This is a genomic window from Streptomyces sp. NPDC104313, from assembly GCF_055583985.1.
On sequence record NZ_JBVJMW010000001.1, the window covers coordinates 248,165 to 266,547 of the forward strand.

Genomic DNA, 18,383 nt, shown 5'->3' on the forward strand with positions numbered 1-18,383 from the left:
AAATCCGGCATGCCACACATATCAAACACACCGCATATGTCACGCATATCCCGTTAGACGCGTGAAAGGCGCTTGAGGAGCAGGACGGACGCTACCGGTCGCGCGCCGGCCTTCGCCACGCCGTCCGCCACCTCCCGGTCGGTGGAGACGACCACCACGGGCCGCCCCGGCGGTTCCGCGCGGGCCAGTTGACGGATCAGCTCGTCCGCCGTGACTCCGGCCTTGCTGAACAGCACCCGTACGCCCCGGGGCGGGGCCAGCAGCACCGGGGCGGCCAGTTCGGCCCCGTCGAAGACGCAGGTCATCTCGGCGCCGGTCTGCGCCGCGAGCACCGAGAGCCCGCCCAGCAGTCGCAACCGCTGTTTCTCCAGCGGCATCTGGGGATAGCCCGTCTTGGTGACGTTGTAGCCGTCCACGATGAGGTGGGCCTGCGGCAGCGCCAGCAGTTGATCCAGCAGCGCCGGATCGGTCTCCGAAAGGGCCCTGGCGGCAATGTCCTTGGGCGACATCCGGCCGGGCTCCACCGCGTCCACGGTGTCGGCGGGGTGCGTCGTCGCCGGAGGGAGGGCCAGCTCCCGCCGCAGCCCCGAGGCCGCGTCCAGCACGGTGTCCAGGAGCAGCCGCAGCCGCATGTCCTCCACCGAGCGGCCCTCCCGGGCGGCCCGGCGGCTCGCCTCCAGGGCTGCCTCGGCCTCCCCCAGCCGCCCCTTGAGCCGGCGCGACTCGCTCTCCGCGACGGAGAGCTGGGCGGCCGATTCGGCGCGTACGGTGTCGGCCTCGGCGGCGCCGCGACGCAGGGCGGCCTCGCCGCGCTTCACCTCGCTCAGGGCGCTGCGCAGCTTGCGGTGCAGCGACTCGGCCTCCTTGCGGGCCGCCTCCAGCTCGATACGCAGCCGCTCGGTCTCGGCGCGGGTGTGGGCGCGGGCCCGCTCCAGCTCCTCGCGCAGGCGCTCCAGCTCGCGCCGGGTCTCCTCGTCGGCCCGTTCCGCGTCGGCGCGCTGGACCTCCTCGCCGGCGGATTCGACCAGTTTGACCCAGCCGACCGGACGCAGCACATAGGCGGCCGCGGCCACATCGAGGGGATCGGCGGCGGCGGGCGGCGAACCCGCCTCCAGCGCACCGGTCAGCTCGGGCTGGGACTGGGCCAGCCGCTCACCGATGCGCTGCCGGAAGAGGGCGTCGCTCTCCAGTGCGGCGGCCATCGCGTTCCCCGCGAACTTCGCCCGCCGGGTCGGGGTGAACCGGGCGTACTGTCGTAGCTGGGCGGGCAGTTCGGCGACGGTCAGTCCACCGAAGGCGTCCGAGACCAGCGCGATCACCCGCCGTCGCACACCCTCGGGCAGCGGACGGCCGAGCGCCTCTGCGCCGCCGTCGGCCTCATCGGCCGGTCCGGCGCCGCTGGTCGGCTGATCCACCGTCCGTCACCCCTGTAGATGTGTGATGGGTGCGCTTCCTCAGGAAGCGGCACCCGGCCTGTCCACCAGTTCGATCTGGTCCACCGCGTTGCACCAACGACAGCGGACCGACTCGATGGTCTCACTGACGACCTCCCGCTCCTCGACACTCGACTCACCGGCCAGGTCGAGGTGCACGTACTCCACGACCTTGGAGGAACGGGTCACGTCGAAACGGGTGAGATTGCCGCACAGCGTGCAGCGCCAGCGGGTCCCGTCGGTCGGCAGGGGAACCGTCGTCATCGTTGCGTCCTCTTTCGTCGTCTCCAGGAGCCCGCGCCGGGCGCGCCGCCGCGTCTCCACCTGTCTACGTCAAGGAACTCGCGGTGCGCCGTCGAACTGCGGAAGTCCTGGCGTAACCCTACGGCCTCGGGTATAGGCATCGGCACGGCGAGGCGCTCCGTCCCGTTCTCCACCGGTACGTCATGCTCTGCACATGGTCGATGGGCGACAGACCGACCGGCGGACCACGGCCGGGAGGATCCGGGACGCGGCGGCGTCGAGCGGCGCCCCGGTCACCTACGGGCTGATCGCCGTCTGCGGTGTGATCTTCCTGATCAGCCCGCTCTCCGGGTTCGGCGGCGCCTCCTATCGGAGCGAGGACGCGCTGCTCGCCGCGCAGGCGGGGTACTTCGAGCGGTGGGGGGTGATCCCCACCGAGCTGTGGGAGGGGTCGGCGCACGCCCTGATCACGCCGTTCACCGCACTCTTCGTACACGGCAGCTGGCTGCACCTGCTGGGGAACCTGTTGTTCCTGTACGTGTTCGGCGCGATGGTCGAGGAGCGCATGGGCCGGGTGCGGTTCGCCCTGTTCTACGTGGGCTGCGGCTATGTGGCACTGGTCTGCTACGCGGCGGCGCACGCGGACTCCGGACAGACGCTGGTCGGGGCGTCGGGGGCGATCTCCGCGGTCCTCGGCGCGTTCCTCCACCTCTTCCCCAGGACCCGGGTGACCAGTCTGTTCCCGTTCCTCTTCTTCCTGCCGCTGCGCTTCCCCGCCTGGATCGTGCTGGTCTTCTGGTTCGGGCTCCAGTGGGCGGCGGCGCAGGGGGCGGGCAGCGGTCCCGGGGTGGCCTACCTGGCCCATGTGGCGGGCTTCGCGGCCGGGTTCCTGTACGCCTGGGTGCGTTACGGGCGGAGGGCTAGAGTGAAGGTTCCAGCCACCGAGGGAGACAGCCAGCCGTGATCACCGCGATCGTGCTCATCAAGACCAGCGTGGACCGGATTCCGGAGATCGCCGAGGCCATCGCCGCGCTGGACAGCGTCAGCGAGGTCTTCTCCGTCACCGGCACCTACGACCTGATCGCCATGGTCCGGGTCGCCGGGCACGACGACCTCGCCGACGTCATCCCCGGCCGGATCAGCAAGATCCCGGGCGTCGAGGGCACCGACACCCACGTGGCGTTCCGTACGTACTCCCAGCACGACCTGGAAGCGGCCTTCGCCATCGGCCTCGACGCGTAACACCGACGCACCTCGGCCGGGTTCGGGCAGCACGCCCGTGCCCGGCCGAGGTGTTTCATCAGAACGTGTCTCGGACCTGGGGGGCCTCGCCACGGTCCGGGACGCAGCGGCCGTCCTCGGTGCGGTAGTTCCACCGGGCGCCCTCGCGGACCAGTTCGGAGACCGCGCGCAGGAACCGGTCGATGTGCTCGTCGGGCGTACCGGCCCCGAAGCTGACGCGGATGGCGTTGAGCGAGAGCTCGCCCGGCTCGGCCTCCGGGGCGCCGCACTCGCCCGGATCCTGGGGGTCGCTGCCGAGCAGGGTGCGCACCAGCGGGTGGGCACAGAAGAGGCCGTCGCGCACGCCGATGCCGTATTCGGCCGAGAGGGCCGCGGCGAAGTGCGAGCTGTTCCAGCCGCGCACCACGAAGGAGATGACACCGACCCGGGGCGCGTCGTCGCCGAACAGCGAGAGCACCCGCACCTCGGGCACCTCGGCGAGCCCCGCACGGACCCGGGACACCAGCTCCTGCTCCCGGGCGACCAGGCCCTCGAAGCCGGCCTCGGTCAGGGCCTTGCAGGCGGAGGCGATGGAGTAGACGCCGATGACGTTGGGCGAACCGGCCTCGTGACGGGCGGCCGTGGTGTGCCAGTCGACGTCCACGCCGCCGTCGGCGCGCCGGGCGACCTTGCGGGACGCGCCCCCGCCGGCGAGGTACGGCTCGGCGGCCTGGAGCCAGTCGGCGCGACCGGCCAGGACCCCGGAGCCGAAGGGCGCGTACAGCTTGTGGCCGGAGAACGCGACCCAGTCGACGTCCAGTTCGGCGATGTCCACGGGGTGGTGCGGGGCGAGCTGGGCGGCGTCGAGGACGATGCGGGCGCCGTGCGCGTGGGCGGCGGCGGCCAGTTCCCTCACCGGCCACAGCTCGCCGGTCACGTTGGACGCGCCGGTGACGCAGACGAGGGCGGGGCCGTAGGGGTCGCGCCCGGCCAGCGCCCGCTCCAGGGTCTCGACGGCCTGGGCCGGGGTGCGGGGCGCGTTGAGGTAGGTGACCTGGGCGTCGCGCCAGGGCAGCAGGGACGCGTGATGCTCGGTCTCGTAGACGAAGACCTGGCAGTCGGCGGGGATCGCGGCGGCCAGCAGGTTGAGGGAGTCGGTGGTGGAGCGGGTGAAGACCACCTGGTCCTCGGCGCGGCAGCCGAGGAACTCCGCGACCGCGCGGCGGCTGTTCTCGAAGAGGTCGGTGGAGAGCTGCGAGAGGTAGCCGGCGCCTCGGTGGACGCTGCCGTAGTACGGGGCGTACGCGGCGACGTCGTCCCAGACCCGCTGGAGGGCCGGGGCGCTGGCCGCGTAGTCGAGCGCGGCGTAGGTGACCTCACCGCCGGTGACGAGCGGGACCGTGACGTTCTGCCCCAGAACGGGCAGCGGGGCACAAATCGACGAGTCGAGGGCGGCGGAGGGGACAGACATGGCGAACTCCCGTAACAGGCAGGCGAAATCCGGCGCCGGCGAGTACGCGGCAGCGCGGGAAGGGGAAGAAGAAACAGGTGCGCGGAAGGAGGGCGGTCAGCCCTAGCGCATTCGCTTGCTCACAGAAGGCTCCCTGGGGACCAGGACCCCGGGGGCTGGCATCCGCTGGATGCCGAGGGGCCCGCGCTTGCCGCAGACCTCGCTGCCTGCGGCCTGGTCTTCACCCGGGGCACCCCGCCACGGACGGAGGGTTGCCGGACAGCGGGCCGGGGCCGTAGTCGCTGTCACTCATGACCTGCGCAGCATCTTGCCATACATGCGTACACACGCAAGGGCGCGGTCCGGCATCCGGACCGCGCCCTGTGTCACACCGTGTGCCCGGAGGTGTCCCGGCCGCGCGCTCAGGCGTTGCTGGCCGCCACCCAGCGCTCCAGAGCCCGCTTGGCGGCCCCGGAGTCGACGGCCTCGGCCGCGACGAGGATCTTCGCCGCGAGCTGTTCGGTCAGCGTGCCGGGGCCTGGTTCCAGGGCGACCAGGGCCGCCGCCGAGTTGAGCAGCACCGCCTCCCGTACCGCGCCGCCCTCGCCGTCCAGCAGTCGGCGGGCCACATCGGCGTTGTACGAGGCGTCGGCGCCGCGCAGCGCCTCGACAGGGACGAGGGTCAGCCCGACGTCGCGGGGGTCGAAAGGCTCCTCGCGGACCGCGCCGTCGCGCACCACCCAGACCCGGGAGGTGGCGGTGGTGGTCAGCTCGTCGAGGCCGTCGTCACCGCGGAAGACCAGGGCCGAGTTGCCCCGGTCGGCCAGCACACCCGCGACGATGGGCGCCATCCGGGCGTCGGCGACGCCGACCGCCTGGGCGCGGACCTGGGCCGGGTTGGTGAGGGGGCCCAGGATGTTGAACGTGGTCTGCGCGCCGAGTTCCTTGCGGGCCTTGGCGGCGTACCGCAGGGCGGGGTGGAACTTCACGGCGAAGCAGAAGGTGATGCCCGCCGCCTCGGCGACCTCGACGACCCGCTCCGGGGTCAGCTCCAGGTTGACGCCGAGCTTCTCCAGTACGTCGGAGGAGCCGCTCGCGGAGGAGGCCGCCCGGTTGCCGTGCTTGACGACCTTGGCGCCGGTGCCGGCGATGACGATCGCGGACATGGTCGAGATGTTGACCGTCCTGGCGAGGTCGCCGCCGGTGCCGACGATGTCGACGGCCGGGCCCGGCACGTGGATGGTGTTGGCATGGGCGTACATCGCGCGGACCAGTCCGGTGACCTCGTCGACGGTCTCGCCCTTGGCCCGCAGCGCGACGGCGAACCCGGCGATCTGCGCGTCGGTGGCCTCGCCGCTCATGATGCGGTCCATGGCCCAGGCGGTCTCCTCGGAGCTGAGGTCCTCGCCGCGCAGCAGGGGGTTCAGGAGACCGGGCCACGAACGGTCCGCCACGCTGTCGCCGCCGCCGTTCGGGGTCACCACGTTCATGGTCCGCTCCAGGGTCCACAGCCGGTCAGGAAAGATGGCTCCACCCTATCCAGCCGGGGGAGCGCGAAGAGCCCCGTCCATCGGATGGACGGGGCTCTCACGGTGGCGATCAGTTCAGGTGATCAGTGGTGGCCGTGGCCCTCGCTGATCTCCTTGTACTCCTCGGGGGTGGCCTTGGGGATCTGGTTCCCGTCGGCGAAGTACCCCTTGCTGAGCTTGGCGCGCAGCTTCTGCACCGGGGAGATCTTGCGCTTGACGCCGTTCTCGTCGACCGCGGGGCCGAGATCGAGCGGCTGGTACTGCTCGTGCGCCGTGAGCGTGTGCAGCTGCCCGGGGCTGAGCGGCTCGTGGATCTCGACGAACTCACCGTGCGGCAGGCGCTTGATGATGCCGGTCTCGCGACCGTGCAGCACCTTCTCCCGGTCGCGGCGCTGGAGGCCGAGGCAGATCCGCTTGGTGACGATGAACGCGATGACCGGCCCGACGAAGAAGAAGATCCGGACGAACCAGGTGATGGCGTTGATCGACAGGTGGAAGTGCGTGGCCCACAGGTCGTTTCCACCGCCGACGAGGCCGATGAAGTACGCCGTGATCCAGGCGACGCCGAAGCCCGTACGGGTCGGGGCGTTGCGCGGACGGTCCAGGATGTGGTGCTCGCGCTTGTCGCCGGTGACCCAGGACTCGATGAACGGGTACACCGCGATCGCGGTGAGGACCACGCCGAAGCCGACCAGCGGGATGAACACGCCCAGGGCGAGCGTGTGGCCCCACAGGTTGACCTCCCAGCCCGGCATCACACGCACCAGACCCTCGGCGAAGCCCATGTACCAGTCGGGCTGGGCGCCGGTGGACACCTGGTCGACCCGGTACGGACCGAGGGCCCAGATCGGGTTGATCGTGGCGATGGCGGAGATGGCCGCGATGACGCCGAAGACCAGGAAGAAGAACCCTCCGGCCTTCGCCATGTACACGGGCAGCAGCGGCATACCGACGACGTTCTTGTTGGTCCGGCCGGGACCCGCGAACTGCGTGTGCTTGTGGTAGAAGACCAGGATCAGGTGCGCCACCAGCAGGCCGAGCATGATGCCCGGCAGCAGCAGGATGTGGATCGAGTAGAACCGGGCCACGAAGTCGTGGCCGGGGAACTCGCCGCCGAACAGGAACATCGAGATGTACGTACCGACGATCGGCACGGACAGGATCGCGCCCTGGGTGAAGCGGACACCCGTACCGGAGAGCAGGTCGTCCGGGAGGGAGTAGCCGGTGAACCCGGTGAACATGCCGAGCACGAACAGCAGGAAGCCGAAGAGCCAGTTGATCTCGCGCGGCTTGCGGAACGCGCCCGTGAAGAAGACGCGCATCATGTGCACGAACATGGCGGCCAGGAAGATCAGCGCGGCCCAGTGGTGGATCTGCCGTACGAGCAGACCACCGCGGACCTCGAAGCTGATCTTCAGGGTCGAGGCGTAGGCCTCGGACATCCGGATGCCCTGCATGGGCTCGTACGGACCGTGGTAGACGATCTCGCCCATGCTCGGCTGGAAGAACAGCGTCAGATACACACCCGTGAGGATGATGATGATGAAGCTGTAGAGCGCGACCTCACCGAGCATGAAGGACCAGTGGTCCGGGAAGATCTTGCGCATGTTGGCCTTGGCGAGGCCGTAGATGCCCAGTCGGCCGTCCGCCCAGTCGGCCACCCGCTCGCCGGCCGGAGCCTTGCGCCCGCTCGCCGGTCCGGCGGCGGAGGGGTTCTTTGTCGCAGTACTCATCCGCGCTCCCAGAAGGCAGCACCGACGGGCTCGTCGAAGTCGCCGAGCGCCTGGAGGTTGCCCTCGCTGTTGACACCGATCCGCAGCTGCGGAAGGGGGTGGCCGGCCGGACCGAAGATGACGCGAGCGCCGTCGGAAAGGTCGAAGGTGGACTGGTGGCACGGGCAGAGCACGTGGTGCGTCTGCTGCTCGTACAGGCTGATCGGGCAGCCGACGTGGGTGCAGATCTTGGAGAACGCGACGATGCCCTCGTGGGCCCAGTCACGCTGGCGCTTGTCCTTGATGTCGTCCGGCTCGATGCGGACGATCATCAGGGCCGCCTTGCCCATCTGCGTCTGGAATTCGTGCGACTCCGGGTCGAGCCCCTCGGGCATGGCGAACACCAGCGACCCGACGGTGATGTGCTCGGGGCGCAGCGGCCTCATCGTGTTCATGTTGATGAGCTGCTTGCCCTTGGCCCACAGGGTGGTCCGGAGCTTCTTCTCCGGCAGCGGACCGAGGTCGCGCAGCAGGACCACTCCGGAGAGCGGCACCAGGGCCAGCGCACCGAACATGGTGTTGCGGATCAGCTTGCGCCGACCGATCGCGGACTCCTCGGCACCGGCCCTGAAGTCGGCCATGACCTGGGCCTTGACCTCGGGCGGGGCCTCGATCGGGTGGCGGTCGGCGGCGACCTCGACGTCGGACATCAGGGTGCGCGCCCAGTGGACGGCTCCCGCGCCGATGAAGAAGAGCGCCGCACCCAGGGTGAGCCCCAGGGAGAAGTTGAGCGCGCTCACATGGCCGAAGGGCCAGATGTAGACGATCTTGTCCACCGGGAAGATGACGTAGGAGGCGATGAAGCCCACCGTCGCCAGCATCGAGAGGGTGAACATGAACGCGACGGCGCGTTCCGAGCGGTTCGCGGCGCGTTCGTCGAGGTCCTGGATGCGCGGCTGGTGGGCCGGCAGCCCCGGGTCGGCGAACGGGTCGTCGTTACGCTCCACCACGCCGTGCGCGGTCTCCTGCACCACGGGCAGGTTGTCTTCTGGAATCTGTTGGCTACTCATGACTTCTTGGCCTTAGCGGTGTGGGCCGCGACCCAAACGGCGACTGCGACGAGCGCGCCGAGCCCGAAGATCCACGCGAACAGACCTTCGCTGACCGGACCGAGGCTGCCGAGGGCCAGGCCGCCGGGGCGCTCCGTCTCGTCACCGTTCACGGTCTCGATGTACGCGATGATGTCCTTCTTCTCCTGCTCCGGCATCAGCGTGTCGGGGTAGGAGGGCATGCTCTGCGGGCCGGTCTGCATGGCCTCGTAGATGTGCTTCGGGCTCACGCCTTCGAGGTCGGGGGCGTACTTGCCCTCCGTCAGGGCGCCGCCCTTACCGGTGAAGTTGTGGCACTGGGCGCAGTTGGTGCGGAACAGTTCGCCACCGTTGGCGATGTCCGCGCCCGCGGGATCGACCTGCTTGTCGGTCGGCTTGATCGGACCGGCGCCGAGCGACGCGACGTACGCCGCGAGCTGGTCGATCTCCGCCTGGGTGTAGATGACCTTCTTCTTCGGTACCTGGGCGCCCGGCTGCTGCGCGGGCATACGGCCCGTACCGACCTGGAAGTCGACGGCGGCGGAGCCCACGCCCACGAGGGACGGCCCGTCGGTGGTGCCCTGACCGCCGGTTCCGTGGCAGCTGGCGCAGCCTACGGAGTAGAGCTTCTTGCCCTCTTCGATGGCGAGGGACTGGGCGGTTTCATCGGCCTGCGCCTTGCCCGCAGGCGCGAACGCGGCGTACAGCCCCCCGGTGGCCGCCAGCGCGAGGAGTAGTACGACGACCGCCGCCAGCGGATGGCGTCGTCGTGCGGAGAGCTTTTTCACGGATTACCCCGGTGTCAGGATCTTCTGCGTCGATGGTGGGCGGGTGCGAGCCCGGTTACTTGATCATGTAGATCGTTGCGAAGAGGCCGATCCATACGACATCGACGAAGTGCCAGTAGTAGGACACGACGATGGCGGCGGTGGCCTGGTCATGGGTGAACCTCTTGGCCGCGTACGTTCTGCCGAGGACCAGCAGGAAGGCGATCAGACCGCCTGTCACGTGCAGACCATGGAAGCCGGTGGTCAGGTAGAACACCGAGCCGTACGGGTCGGACGACAGGGTGATCCCCGCGTCCTTGACCAGCTCGGTGTACTCCAGGACCTGGCCGCCGACGAAGATCGCACCCATCACGAACGTGATGATGAACCAGGTGCGGAGCTTCTTCACATCGCCCCGCTCGGCGGCGAAAACGCCGAGCTGGCAGGTGAGTGAGGAGAGCACCAGGATCGTGGTGTTCGTCGCCGAGAACGGGAAGTTCAGATGATCGGACATCTCCTTCCAGTAATCGGGTCCCATCACCGATCGCAGGGTGAAGTACATCGCGAAGAGGGCCGCGAAGAACATCAGCTCGGAACTCAACCAGATGATGGTTCCGACGCTGGTGAGGTTCGGCCGATTGACCGACGGGTGCGCGTGCCCGGTTTCTACTGTCGTTGCTGTCGCCACGACCGACATTATGTCGGTCGCTTATCCCGCCCTCACCCCGGGGGGTGCCGTTCGGTGTGTCCGGACCGTCTGCAGGGGTCTCACCCTGCGCCGAACGGCCCATCCGAAGGTCGTCATTACCGGTGCTGACAGCCGGTCGGGCGGAGTACGATCCGCGCATCGGTTCATGCCCCGAGAGCCCCGACGACGTCCATGTCACGGAGGAACAATGCAGGCGACCGCCACGGTCCTGGTCTACAGCGACGATGCCAACATCCGCGAGCAGGTGAGGCTGGCAGCCGGTCGCAGGCCTGCCGCGGACGTCCCACCGGTGGAGTTCCTGGAGTGCGCGACGCTCCCGGCCGTCCTCACGGCGCTGGACAACGGCGGCGTCGACGTCTGTGTGCTGGACGGGGAGACGGCTCCCATCGGCGGCATGGGGGTCTGCCGCCAGATCAAGGACGAGATCTTCCGCTGCCCGCCGGTGCTCCTGCTGATCGGCCGCCCGCAGGACGCGTGGCTGGCCACCTGGAGCCGGGCGGAGGCCGCCGTGACACTTCCGGTCGACCCGGTGGAGTTCGCCGACGCGCTGGCGGCGCTGCTGCGCCACCGGCTCGCCGTGGAGGCCTGAGCGGCCCCTGTGGACCACTGAGGGACGTTCCGCGCCGCTGGGCACTCCTGCCCGGAGTCAGACGTGGGGACGCAGCCGGGCCGCCCGGAGTGTCTGCGGGCTGTCCGGCGCCCCCTCGTGGAGGGCGCTGCCCTTCTGCCACTTCTCCCAGGAGAGGTTCCAGTCGCCGAACCCGTTGCCGAACGGGTCCATCTCCTCGCCCTGGCTGCCGACGACCTTGACGATGTCGCCCTCGCGCACCGTGTCGAAGAACCATTCGGCGTTGCCGGTGCTCATACCGGTGCAGCCGTGGCTGACGTTGGCGCTGCCCTGGGAGCCGGTGGACCAGGGGGCGGCGTGGACGTACTCGCCGCTCCAGGTCACCCGGGTGGCCCAGTAGACCGGCAGGTCGTACGACTCCGAGGAGCCGGCGGCGATGCCGATGCTCTCTCCGCTCATACGGACGAACTGCTCCTTGGCGAGCACCACCTTCACCCCGTTGCGGGTGGAGAAGCCGGGCTTGCCGGTGGTGACCGGAATGGTATTGATCACTTCTCCGTTGCGGAACACCGTCAGGGTGTGGTCCGAGGCGTCGGTGACGGCCTCGATCCGGTCGCCGGTGGAGAGCTTCAGGGGCTTGGCCTCGGCTCCGTAGAGGGCGTTGGTCACCTTGATGCCCGCCAGGTTGGAGCGGACCTCGACGGTGGCGTTCGCGGGCCAGTACTCCTCCGGGCGGTAGTGCAGCTTCTTGTCGTCGACCCAGTACCAGGAGCCGGTGACCGCCGGGGTGGAGCGGACCTTCAGGGCGCGCTCGACGGTGGCCCTGGCCGCCTTGTCGGTGATCGGAGCGCTGAGTTCCGCGGTGATGGGCTGTCCGACGCCGTAGGTGCCCGCCTCCGGGCCGAAGGTGACCTTCAGCAACTTCTTGGGCGAGGAGGTGTCGAAGGAGAGCGTACGGACGCCTGGGGCGCCGTCGCCGTTCTCCGTGGCGACCCTGACGGTGTATCCGGTGCCGGCCGCGAGCGGGGCGGTGGAGCGCCAGCGCTTCCCGTCGGCCGAGAGCTCTCCCGCGAGGTGGCGGCCGCCGGTGTCCACGGCGCTGACGTCGGTGATGCGCCCGTCCTCGCCCTTGACCGTGACTTCCAGGGGCTTGTCGGGGTCGGCCTTCTCCTCCTTGGAGGGGCCGTTGAAGGAGACCTGGTCGCCCGCGTCGTAAGGCTTCGTGGAGAGCGGGTGGCCGTCGGGCGAGCCACAGGCGGTCGCACCCGCGGCGAGGGTCACGACCAGCAGGGTGCAGCTCACTACGGTGCGGATGCGCGGCGTGTGGTTCATGCCGTCCACGCTAAGAAGATTCATCCGTTCCAGCGCGTTCAGTGACTGCAAACGAGCGAAGGGCCCGCGTCGCTGTCAGCGACGCGGGCCCCTCCTGGTGTAGCGCGTGTCACCGGCGGTGCGGTGTCACGGGGTGCGGTGTCACTGGGTGCGGTTCTCGCCCCGGTAGTACTCGAAGACCCAGCCGAAGAGGCCGATCAGGAGCAGGGGTGCGGAGAAGTACATCAGCCACCAGCCGAAGACGACGCCCATGAAGGCGAAGGCTCCGCCGACCGCCAGGGAGAGCGGCTGCCAGCTGTGCGGGGCGAAGAACCCCAGCTCGCCCGCCTCGTCGGCGACGTCCGCCTCCTTGTTGTCCTGCGCCATGGCGTCGACCCGGTTGGCCGTGAAGGCCAGGTAGAAGCCGATCATGACGGACAGCCCGAAGGCCAGGAAGAGGGCCGTGGTACCGACCGGCTCCTTGGACCACACGCCGTACACGACGGCCATGGCGAGGATGAAGACGCTCAGCCAGATGAACATCTGTCCCTGGATCTTCACTTGCCTGCCTCCTTGCCGCCGGCGAGGGCCTTGTCCGACTCGGAGAGGTGATCGAACTGTTCGAGCGCCGTGATCTCCGGGTGGTGCAGGTCGAACGCCGGGGATTCGGAACGGATCCGCGGCAGCGTGAGGAAGTTGTGCCGCGGCGGCGGGCAGGAGGTCGCCCACTCCAGCGAACGGCCGTAACCCCACGGGTCGTCGACCTCGATCTTCTTGCCGTACTTCGCGGTCTTCCAGACGTTGTAGAAGAACGGCAGCATCGACAGGCCGAGGAGGAACGAGGAGATCGTCGAGATCGTGTTCAGCGCGGTGAAGCCGTCGGCGTCGAGATAGTCCGCGTACCGACGCGGCATGCCCTCGGCACCGAGCCAGTGCTGCACCAGGAACGTGCCGTGGAAGCCCACGAACAGCGTCCAGAACGTGATCTTCCCGAGCCGCTCGTCCAGCATCTTGCCGGTGAACTTCGGCCACCAGAAGTGGAATCCGGAGAACATCGCGAAGACCACGGTGCCGAAGATGACGTAGTGGAAGTGCGCGACGACGAAGTACGAGTCCGAGACGTGGAAGTCCATCGGGGGCGAGGCGAGGATGACGCCGGTCAGACCACCGAAGGTGAAGGTGATCAGGAAGCCGACGGCCCAGAGCATCGGTGTCTCGAAGGACAACGACCCCTTCCACATCGTGCCGATCCAGTTGAAGAACTTCACGCCTGTCGGCACGGCGATGAGGAACGTCATGAAGGAGAAGAACGGCAACAGCACACCGCCCGTGACGTACATGTGGTGCGCCCACACCGTCACGGAAAGGCCGGCGATGGCGATCGTCGCGGAGATCAGACCGATGTAGCCGAACATCGGCTTGCGGCTGAATACCGGGATGACCTCGGAAATGATTCCGAAGAATGGCAACGCGATGATGTACACCTCTGGATGGCCGAAGAACCAGAAGAGGTGTTGCCAGAGCAGTGCGCCGCCATTGGCCGAGTCGAAGATATGCGCACCGAATTTTCGGTCCGCCTCCAGCGCGAAGAGCGCCGCGGCGAGGACCGGGAAGGCCAGCAGGACCAGAACACCGGTCAGCAGGACGTTCCAGGTGAAGATCGGCATGCGGAACATCGTCATGCCGGGTGCGCGCATGCAGATGATCGTGGTGATGAAGTTGACCGAGCCGAGGATCGTGCCGAAGCCGGAGAAGGCCAGACCCATGATCCACATATCGGCGCCGATGCCCGGCGAGCGGACCGCGTCCGAGAGCGGGGAGTAGGCGAACCAGCCGAAGTCGGCCGCACCCTGCGGGGTGAGGAAGCCGGCCACCGCGATCAGGGAGCCGAAGAGGTACAGCCAGTACGCGAACATGTTCAGCCGCGGGAACGCCACGTCGGGCGCGCCGATCTGCAGCGGCATGATCCAGTTCGCGAATCCGGCGAACAGCGGCGTCGCGAACATCAGCAGCATGATCGTGCCATGCATCGTGAACGCCTGGTTGAACTGCTCGTTCGACATGATCTGCGTACCCGGACGGGCCAGCTCGGCGCGCATGAAGAGCGCCATGAGTCCGCCGACACAGAAGAACACGAACGACGTGACCAGGTAGAGCGTGCCGATCGTCTTGTGGTCAGTGGTGGTCAGCCACTTCACGACGATGTTTCCCGGCTGCTTGTGCCGCACGGGCAGCTCGTCCTCGTACGAGTCGTCTGCCGGAGCGGCACCCTGAGGTTCGTTGAGGATGCTCACAGTTGGTTCGTCTCCGCATTCCTGGCCGGGTCCGTCTGCGCGATGCCTGCCGGCACGTAGCCCGTCTGACCCTTCTCCGCCAGCTCCTTGAGGTGCTGCTGGTAACGCTCCGGGGAGACGACCTTGACGTTGAAGAGCATCCGGGAGTGGTCGGCACCACAGAGCTCGGCGCACTTGCCCATGAAGGTGCCCTCCCGGTTGGGAGTCACCTCGAACGCGTTGGTGTGGCCCGGGATGACGTCCTGCTTCATGAGGAACGGCACCACCCAGAAGGAGTGGATGACGTCACGCGAAGTGAGGACGAAGCGGACCTTCTCCCCCTTCGGCAGCCACAGGGTCGGACCCGGGTTGCCGTTCTGCGGGTTGCGGGTCCCGGGGATGCCCACGTCGTAGACGCCACCGGCGCCCTCGGGGAAGTCCTCGCGGAACCGGTCGGGGATGGCGTCGAGTTCCTTGGGGATCTCGGGGCCCGCAGCGGGCTGGCCATCCACCTTCTCGATGTAGTTGAAGCCCCAGCTCCACTGGAAGCCGACCACGTTGATGGTGTGGGCGGGCTTGTCGGAGAGCTCGAGGAGCTTGGACTCATCACGTGCGGTGAAGTAGAAGAGCACCGAGACGATGATGAGGGGAACCACTGTGTACAACGCCTCGATGGGCATGTTGTACCTGGTCTGCGGAGGTACCTCCACCTTGGTCCGGCTACGCCGGTGGAAGAAGACGCTCCAGAGGATCAGCCCCCAGACAAGGACACCCGTGACGAGCGCTGCCGCCCACGAGCCTTGCCAGAGGGAGAGGATCCTGGGGGCCTCTTCCGTAACCGGAGTGGGCATTCCGAGGCGGGGGAAATCCTCCCAGTTGTATGAACAACCGGAGGCCGTCGCCAGGACCAGGCCCGCAGTCAGCACCTGCGGCAGCTTCCGCCGCATCGGGCGCCGCGACGAGCGGTCGGAGCCGTTGGGACTCACGTAGCGCCTTCCCGAGAGTCTCGCCCGCACGGTCGGCGCGCCCGTATGTCTCTGGTCGGTCGCCGGCCCTGACGCGGGCAGGGGTTTGGATGTTTATGCGGACCAAACCCTACTGGACGCTATTTGGGGTCGCGCGGGGAGGGTGCCCAACGCGCCGCCCGACACGCCCATGGGGTGGAATCCGGGCCTCCGGGCCCCATCTGACGGCCACTCGCCCGTCCGGGAGGAACGGCCCCCGGCGAGGCAGGACCGGGTGCGGGCTAGCGTGGCGGGGTGCCCTACTTCGATGCCGCCTCCGCCGCCCCCCCGCACCCCGTCGCACGCCAGGCGCTGCTTGCCGCGCTCGACGAGGGCTGGGCCGATCCCGCCCGCCTGTACCGGGAGGGGCGGCGGGCCAGGCTGCTCCTGGACGCGGCCCGGGAGGCCGCCGCGGAGGCCGTCGGCTGCCGCCCCGACGAACTGGTCTTCACCTCGTCCGGGACGACGGCGGTGCACGCGGGAATTACCGGGGCTCTTTCGGGCCGTCGGCGTGTCGGCCGTCATCTGGCCCTCTCGGCGGTCGAACACTCGTCGGTACTCCATTCGGCGGCGGCCCACGAGGCGGCGGGCGGCTCGTTCACCGAGGTCCCGGTGGACCGCACGGGGGCGGTGGATCCGGTGGTGTACGGCGGGGCGCTGCGGGCGGACACCGCGCTGGCCTGCCTCCAGTCGGCCAACCACGAGGTGGGCACCGTGCAGCCGGTGGCCGAGGTCGCCGCGCGCTGTGCTGACGCCGGGGTGCCGCTGTTGGTGGACGCGGCCCAGTCGCTCGGCTGGGGGCCGGTCCCGGCGGGCTGGTCGCTGCTGACGGCGAGCGCGCACAAGTGGGGCGGTCCGGCCGGGGTCGGGCTGCTCGCCGTCCGCAAGGGGGTGCGGTTCTCCCCCCGGGGGCCGGCCGGGGAGCGGGAGTCGGGGCGGGTGGCGGGGTTCGAGAACCTGCCGGCGATCGTGGCGGCGGCGGCCTCGTTGCGCGCGGTACGGGGCGAGGCCGCGGCGGAGTCCGTGCGGCTGCGGGCCCTGGTGGACCGGATCCGGTCGGTCGTGGCCGAGCGGGTGCCCGATGTCGAGGTGGTGGGCGATCCGGAGCGGCGGCTGCCGCATCTGGTCACCTTCTCCTGTCTCTATGTCGACGGGGAGACCCTGCTGCATGAGCTGGACCGGAGGGAATTCTCCGTGTCGTCCGGCTCGTCCTGCACGAGCAGCACGCTGGTTCCGAGCCATGTGCTCAAGGCGATGGGGGTGCTCTCGGAGGGGAACGTCCGGGTGTCGCTGCCGCCGGGCACGGCCGGGGCGGACGTGGACCGCTTCCTGGAGATCCTTCCCGGGGTGGTCGCCGGGGTGCGGGAACACCTCGGGGCCCCGGCCTCGACGCCCCTGGCCCCCGGGCCCGCGGCGTCCGTGGTGGTCGACGCGCTGGGCCGGCGCTGCCCGATCCCGGTGATCGAGCTCGCAAAGGTGATCGGGGAGGTGGCGGTGGGCGCCACGGTGACGGTGCTCGCCGACGACGAGGCGGCGCGCCTGGACATCCCGGCCTGGTGCGAGATGCGGGGCCAGGAGTACGTGGGCGAGGAGCCGGCGGACCGCGGCTCGGCCTATGTGGTCCGCCGGCTCAGTTGATCACGCCAGGTGCTGCCGGACCTCGGAGGCGGCCTCATGGCCGTACGCCTTGGTGAAGCGGTCCATGAAGTGGGTGCGGCGCAGGGTGTACTCCTGGGTGCCGACCGTCTCGATGACCAGGGTGGCGAGCATGCAGCCGACCTGGGCGGCGCGCTCCAGGCCGACGCCCCAGGCGAGGCCGGAGAGGAAGCCGGCCCGGAAGGCGTCGCCGACGCCGGTGGGGTCGGCCTTGGTCTCCTCCTCGGGGCAGCCGACCTCGATGACCGGTTCGCCGACCCGCTCGATCCGGACACCGCGCGCGCCGAGGGTGGTGACACGGTGGCCGACCTTGGCGAGGATCTCCGTCTCGCTCCAGCCGGTCTTGGACTCGATGAGCCCCTTCTCGTACTCGTTGGAGAAGAGGTAGGTGGCGCCGTCGAGGAGGATACGGATCTCCTCGCCGTCCATCCGCGCGATCTGCTGCGAGAAGTCCGCGGCGAACGGGATGTTCCGGGAGCGGCACTCCTCGGTGTGGCGGAGCATCGCCTCGGGGTCGTCGGCCCCGACGGAGACGAGGTCGAGGCCGCCGAAGCGGTCGGCGACGTTCTTCAGCTCGATGAGACGGGCCTCGCTCATCGCGCCCGTGTAGAACGAGCCGATCTGGTTGTGGTCGGCGTCGGTGGTGCAGACGAAGCGGGCGGTGTGCAGTACCTCGGAGATACGGACCGAGCCGGTCTCCACGCCGTGCCGGTCGAGCCAGGCGCGGTACTCGTCGAAGTCCGCCCCGGCGGCGCCGACCAGGATCGGGCGGGTGCCGAGCAGGCCCATCCCGAAGCAGATGTTGGCGGCGACACCGCCCCGGCGCACATCGAGGTTGTCGACCAGGAAGGAGAGGGAGACCGTGTGCAGCTGATCCGCGACCAGCTGGTCGGCGAAGCGGCCGGGGAAGGTCATGAGGTGGTCAGTGGCGATCGAGCCGGTGACTGCAATACGCACGGGGAGGCTACTCCTGCGGAAGGCGAAGGGCCGTGAGTGCGCCCTCCGGGACGACGTGACAGTTCACGCTACCGGGTGCGCCGTCAGCCAGGAAAAGGGAAAACTACCCGATAGTAGGTCTTTCTACCTGAGCCCGACCGTGGTTACGGTGCGGATATGTCGAAGCACGACGCATTGCCCGAGTCCGAATTGAGCCTGGCCGCACTGCGCGGTGACTGTGCGCGCATGGCGCCGCACTGGACGGCGCCCGTGAAGAGCGCCCCGGTCCCGGTGAAGCCTTCCCTGATCAACGGGGTGACGGTCCCGCCCTCGTCGGCGCGGCTGATCGACGCGATGTCCGAGTACGGCGACTGAGAACCGGCCGGGGCCGGTCCGGACGACGCCGCGTTTCGGCCTTTCCGTGCGGGTTCTCGCGGGAACCCGCACGGAGCCCGGGTCGGGGCCTACCCGACCGCGGGAACC

General features: G+C 69.1%; 18 protein-coding genes and 1 riboswitch. Of the genes, 5 read left to right on the top strand and 13 right to left on the bottom strand.

All coding sequences use genetic code 11. The features are described from left to right. Positions 1-53: 53 nt before the first annotated feature. Complete coding sequence (locus ACZ60Q_RS01135) at positions 54-1,415, bottom strand: NYN domain-containing protein (RefSeq protein ID WP_469626551.1); 1,362 nt, start codon at positions 1,413-1,415, stop codon at positions 54-56. Between the two features lie 39 nt (positions 1,416-1,454). Beyond that, on the bottom strand, positions 1,455-1,697 hold the full coding sequence (locus ACZ60Q_RS01140) for a hypothetical protein (RefSeq protein ID WP_015608051.1): 243 nt from the start codon (positions 1,695-1,697) through the stop codon (positions 1,455-1,457). A gap of 193 nt (positions 1,698-1,890) precedes the next feature. On the opposite strand from ACZ60Q_RS01140, the gene ACZ60Q_RS01145 reads away from it, so the two are divergent. Both ACZ60Q_RS01145 and ACZ60Q_RS01150 read left to right on the top strand, forming a co-directional pair. Continuing rightward, on the top strand, positions 1,891-2,640 hold the full coding sequence (locus ACZ60Q_RS01145) for a rhomboid family intramembrane serine protease (protein WP_469626554.1): 750 nt from the start codon (positions 1,891-1,893) through the stop codon (positions 2,638-2,640). Next, on the top strand, positions 2,637-2,918 hold the full coding sequence (locus ACZ60Q_RS01150) for an Lrp/AsnC family transcriptional regulator (RefSeq protein WP_469626557.1): 282 nt from the start codon (positions 2,637-2,639) through the stop codon (positions 2,916-2,918). Before ACZ60Q_RS01145 ends, ACZ60Q_RS01150 begins: the two co-directional genes overlap by 4 nt. A 58-nt stretch (positions 2,919-2,976) precedes the next feature. Here the strand turns inward: ACZ60Q_RS01150 and ACZ60Q_RS01155 are convergent, their stop codons facing one another. The 6 genes from ACZ60Q_RS01155 to ctaE all read right to left on the bottom strand — a co-directional run bounded on the left by ACZ60Q_RS01155 (position 2,977) and on the right by ctaE (position 10,140). After that, positions 2,977-4,368 carry an aminotransferase class V-fold PLP-dependent enzyme gene (locus ACZ60Q_RS01155; RefSeq protein WP_469626560.1) on the bottom strand — a complete coding sequence of 464 codons (1,392 nt, stop codon included), beginning with the start codon at positions 4,366-4,368 and terminating at the stop codon, positions 2,977-2,979. A 178-nt stretch (positions 4,369-4,546) separates the two neighbouring features. After that, positions 4,547-4,664: riboswitch (SAM riboswitch) on the bottom strand. A gap of 105 nt (positions 4,665-4,769) precedes the next feature. After that, a complete protein-coding gene (gene trpD / locus ACZ60Q_RS01160; RefSeq protein ID WP_469626563.1) occupies positions 4,770-5,837 on the bottom strand; it encodes an anthranilate phosphoribosyltransferase in 1,068 nt (355 codons plus the stop codon). Positions 5,838-5,959: 122 nt separating this feature from the next. Next, the gene (gene qcrB, locus ACZ60Q_RS01165) at positions 5,960-7,609 is read right to left on the bottom strand and encodes a cytochrome bc1 complex cytochrome b subunit (RefSeq protein ID WP_469626564.1); all 1,650 of its coding nucleotides are present in this window, start codon (positions 7,607-7,609) and stop codon (positions 5,960-5,962) included. Beyond that, positions 7,606-8,658, bottom strand: a complete 1,053-nt coding sequence (qcrA, locus tag ACZ60Q_RS01170) for a cytochrome bc1 complex Rieske iron-sulfur subunit (protein ID WP_469626565.1) — start codon at positions 8,656-8,658, stop codon at positions 7,606-7,608. The genes qcrB and qcrA overlap by 4 nt, the downstream gene beginning before the upstream one ends. Further along, a complete protein-coding gene (gene qcrC, locus ACZ60Q_RS01175; protein ID WP_469626567.1) occupies positions 8,655-9,464 on the bottom strand; it encodes a cytochrome bc1 complex diheme cytochrome c subunit in 810 nt (269 codons plus the stop codon). The genes qcrA and qcrC overlap by 4 nt, the downstream gene beginning before the upstream one ends. A gap of 55 nt (positions 9,465-9,519) precedes the next feature. After that, a complete protein-coding gene (gene ctaE / locus ACZ60Q_RS01180; RefSeq protein WP_469626570.1) occupies positions 9,520-10,140 on the bottom strand; it encodes an aa3-type cytochrome oxidase subunit III in 621 nt (206 codons plus the stop codon). A 199-nt stretch (positions 10,141-10,339) separates the two neighbouring features. Here ctaE and ACZ60Q_RS01185 point away from each other — a divergent pair, with 199 nt between their 5' ends. Beyond that, positions 10,340-10,741 carry a hypothetical protein gene (locus ACZ60Q_RS01185; RefSeq protein WP_469626573.1) on the top strand — a complete coding sequence of 134 codons (402 nt, stop codon included), beginning with the start codon at positions 10,340-10,342 and terminating at the stop codon, positions 10,739-10,741. 57 nt (positions 10,742-10,798) lie between these two features. On the opposite strand, the gene ACZ60Q_RS01190 is transcribed toward ACZ60Q_RS01185, so the two are convergent. The 4 genes from ACZ60Q_RS01190 to ctaC form a co-directional block, all read right to left on the bottom strand. Then, on the bottom strand, positions 10,799-12,052 hold the full coding sequence (locus ACZ60Q_RS01190) for a L,D-transpeptidase (RefSeq protein ID WP_469626574.1): 1,254 nt from the start codon (positions 12,050-12,052) through the stop codon (positions 10,799-10,801). Between the two features lie 141 nt (positions 12,053-12,193). Then, positions 12,194-12,592, bottom strand: a complete 399-nt coding sequence (locus ACZ60Q_RS01195; RefSeq protein ID WP_469626577.1) for a cytochrome c oxidase subunit 4 — start codon at positions 12,590-12,592, stop codon at positions 12,194-12,196. Further along, positions 12,589-14,325: an aa3-type cytochrome oxidase subunit I gene (ctaD, locus tag ACZ60Q_RS01200; protein WP_469626579.1), complete on the bottom strand. Its 1,737-nt coding sequence runs from the start codon at positions 14,323-14,325 to the stop codon at positions 12,589-12,591. The genes ACZ60Q_RS01195 and ctaD overlap by 4 nt, the downstream gene beginning before the upstream one ends. Then, entirely contained in the window at positions 14,322-15,290 is a 969-nt protein-coding gene (gene ctaC / locus ACZ60Q_RS01205) for an aa3-type cytochrome oxidase subunit II (protein ID WP_469626581.1), read from the bottom strand. The genes ctaD and ctaC overlap by 4 nt, the downstream gene beginning before the upstream one ends. 273 nt (positions 15,291-15,563) lie before the next feature. Between ctaC and ACZ60Q_RS01210 the strand changes: the two genes are divergently transcribed. Further along, the gene (locus tag ACZ60Q_RS01210) at positions 15,564-16,946 is read left to right on the top strand and encodes an aminotransferase class V-fold PLP-dependent enzyme (RefSeq protein ID WP_469626584.1); all 1,383 of its coding nucleotides are present in this window, start codon (positions 15,564-15,566) and stop codon (positions 16,944-16,946) included. On the opposite strand, the gene ACZ60Q_RS01215 is transcribed toward ACZ60Q_RS01210, so the two are convergent. After that, positions 16,947-17,921 (bottom strand): carbohydrate kinase family protein, encoded by a 975-nt coding sequence (locus tag ACZ60Q_RS01215; RefSeq protein WP_469626587.1) that lies wholly within the window; start codon positions 17,919-17,921, stop codon positions 16,947-16,949. Between the two features lie 156 nt (positions 17,922-18,077). Here ACZ60Q_RS01215 and ACZ60Q_RS01220 point away from each other — a divergent pair, with 156 nt between their 5' ends. Then, entirely contained in the window at positions 18,078-18,275 is a 198-nt protein-coding gene (locus ACZ60Q_RS01220; protein WP_469626590.1) for a hypothetical protein, read from the top strand. The last annotated feature ends 108 nt before the right edge of the window (positions 18,276-18,383 follow it).

What these genes read in the sequence shown, in the direction of transcription:
- ACZ60Q_RS01140 (WP_015608051.1), bottom strand. Translation starts at nt 1,697, where the DNA reads ATGACGACGGTTCCCCTGCCGACCGACGGGACCCGCTGGCGCTGCACG.
- ACZ60Q_RS01145 (WP_469626554.1), top strand. Translation starts at nt 1,891, where the DNA reads ATGGTCGATGGGCGACAGACCGACCGGCGGACCACGGCCGGGAGGATC.
- ACZ60Q_RS01155 (WP_469626560.1), bottom strand. Translation starts at nt 4,368, where the DNA reads ATGTCTGTCCCCTCCGCCGCCCTCGACTCGTCGATTTGTGCCCCGCTG.
- trpD (WP_469626563.1), bottom strand. Translation starts at nt 5,837, where the DNA reads ATGAACGTGGTGACCCCGAACGGCGGCGGCGACAGCGTGGCGGACCGT.
- qcrB (WP_469626564.1), bottom strand. Translation starts at nt 7,609, where the DNA reads ATGAGTACTGCGACAAAGAACCCCTCCGCCGCCGGACCGGCGAGCGGG.
- qcrA (WP_469626565.1), bottom strand. Translation starts at nt 8,658, where the DNA reads ATGAGTAGCCAACAGATTCCAGAAGACAACCTGCCCGTGGTGCAGGAG.
- ctaE (WP_469626570.1), bottom strand. Translation starts at nt 10,140, where the DNA reads ATGTCGGTCGTGGCGACAGCAACGACAGTAGAAACCGGGCACGCGCAC.
- ACZ60Q_RS01185 (WP_469626573.1), top strand. Translation starts at nt 10,340, where the DNA reads ATGCAGGCGACCGCCACGGTCCTGGTCTACAGCGACGATGCCAACATC.
- ACZ60Q_RS01190 (WP_469626574.1), bottom strand. Translation starts at nt 12,052, where the DNA reads ATGAACCACACGCCGCGCATCCGCACCGTAGTGAGCTGCACCCTGCTG.
- ACZ60Q_RS01220 (WP_469626590.1), top strand. Translation starts at nt 18,078, where the DNA reads ATGTCGAAGCACGACGCATTGCCCGAGTCCGAATTGAGCCTGGCCGCA.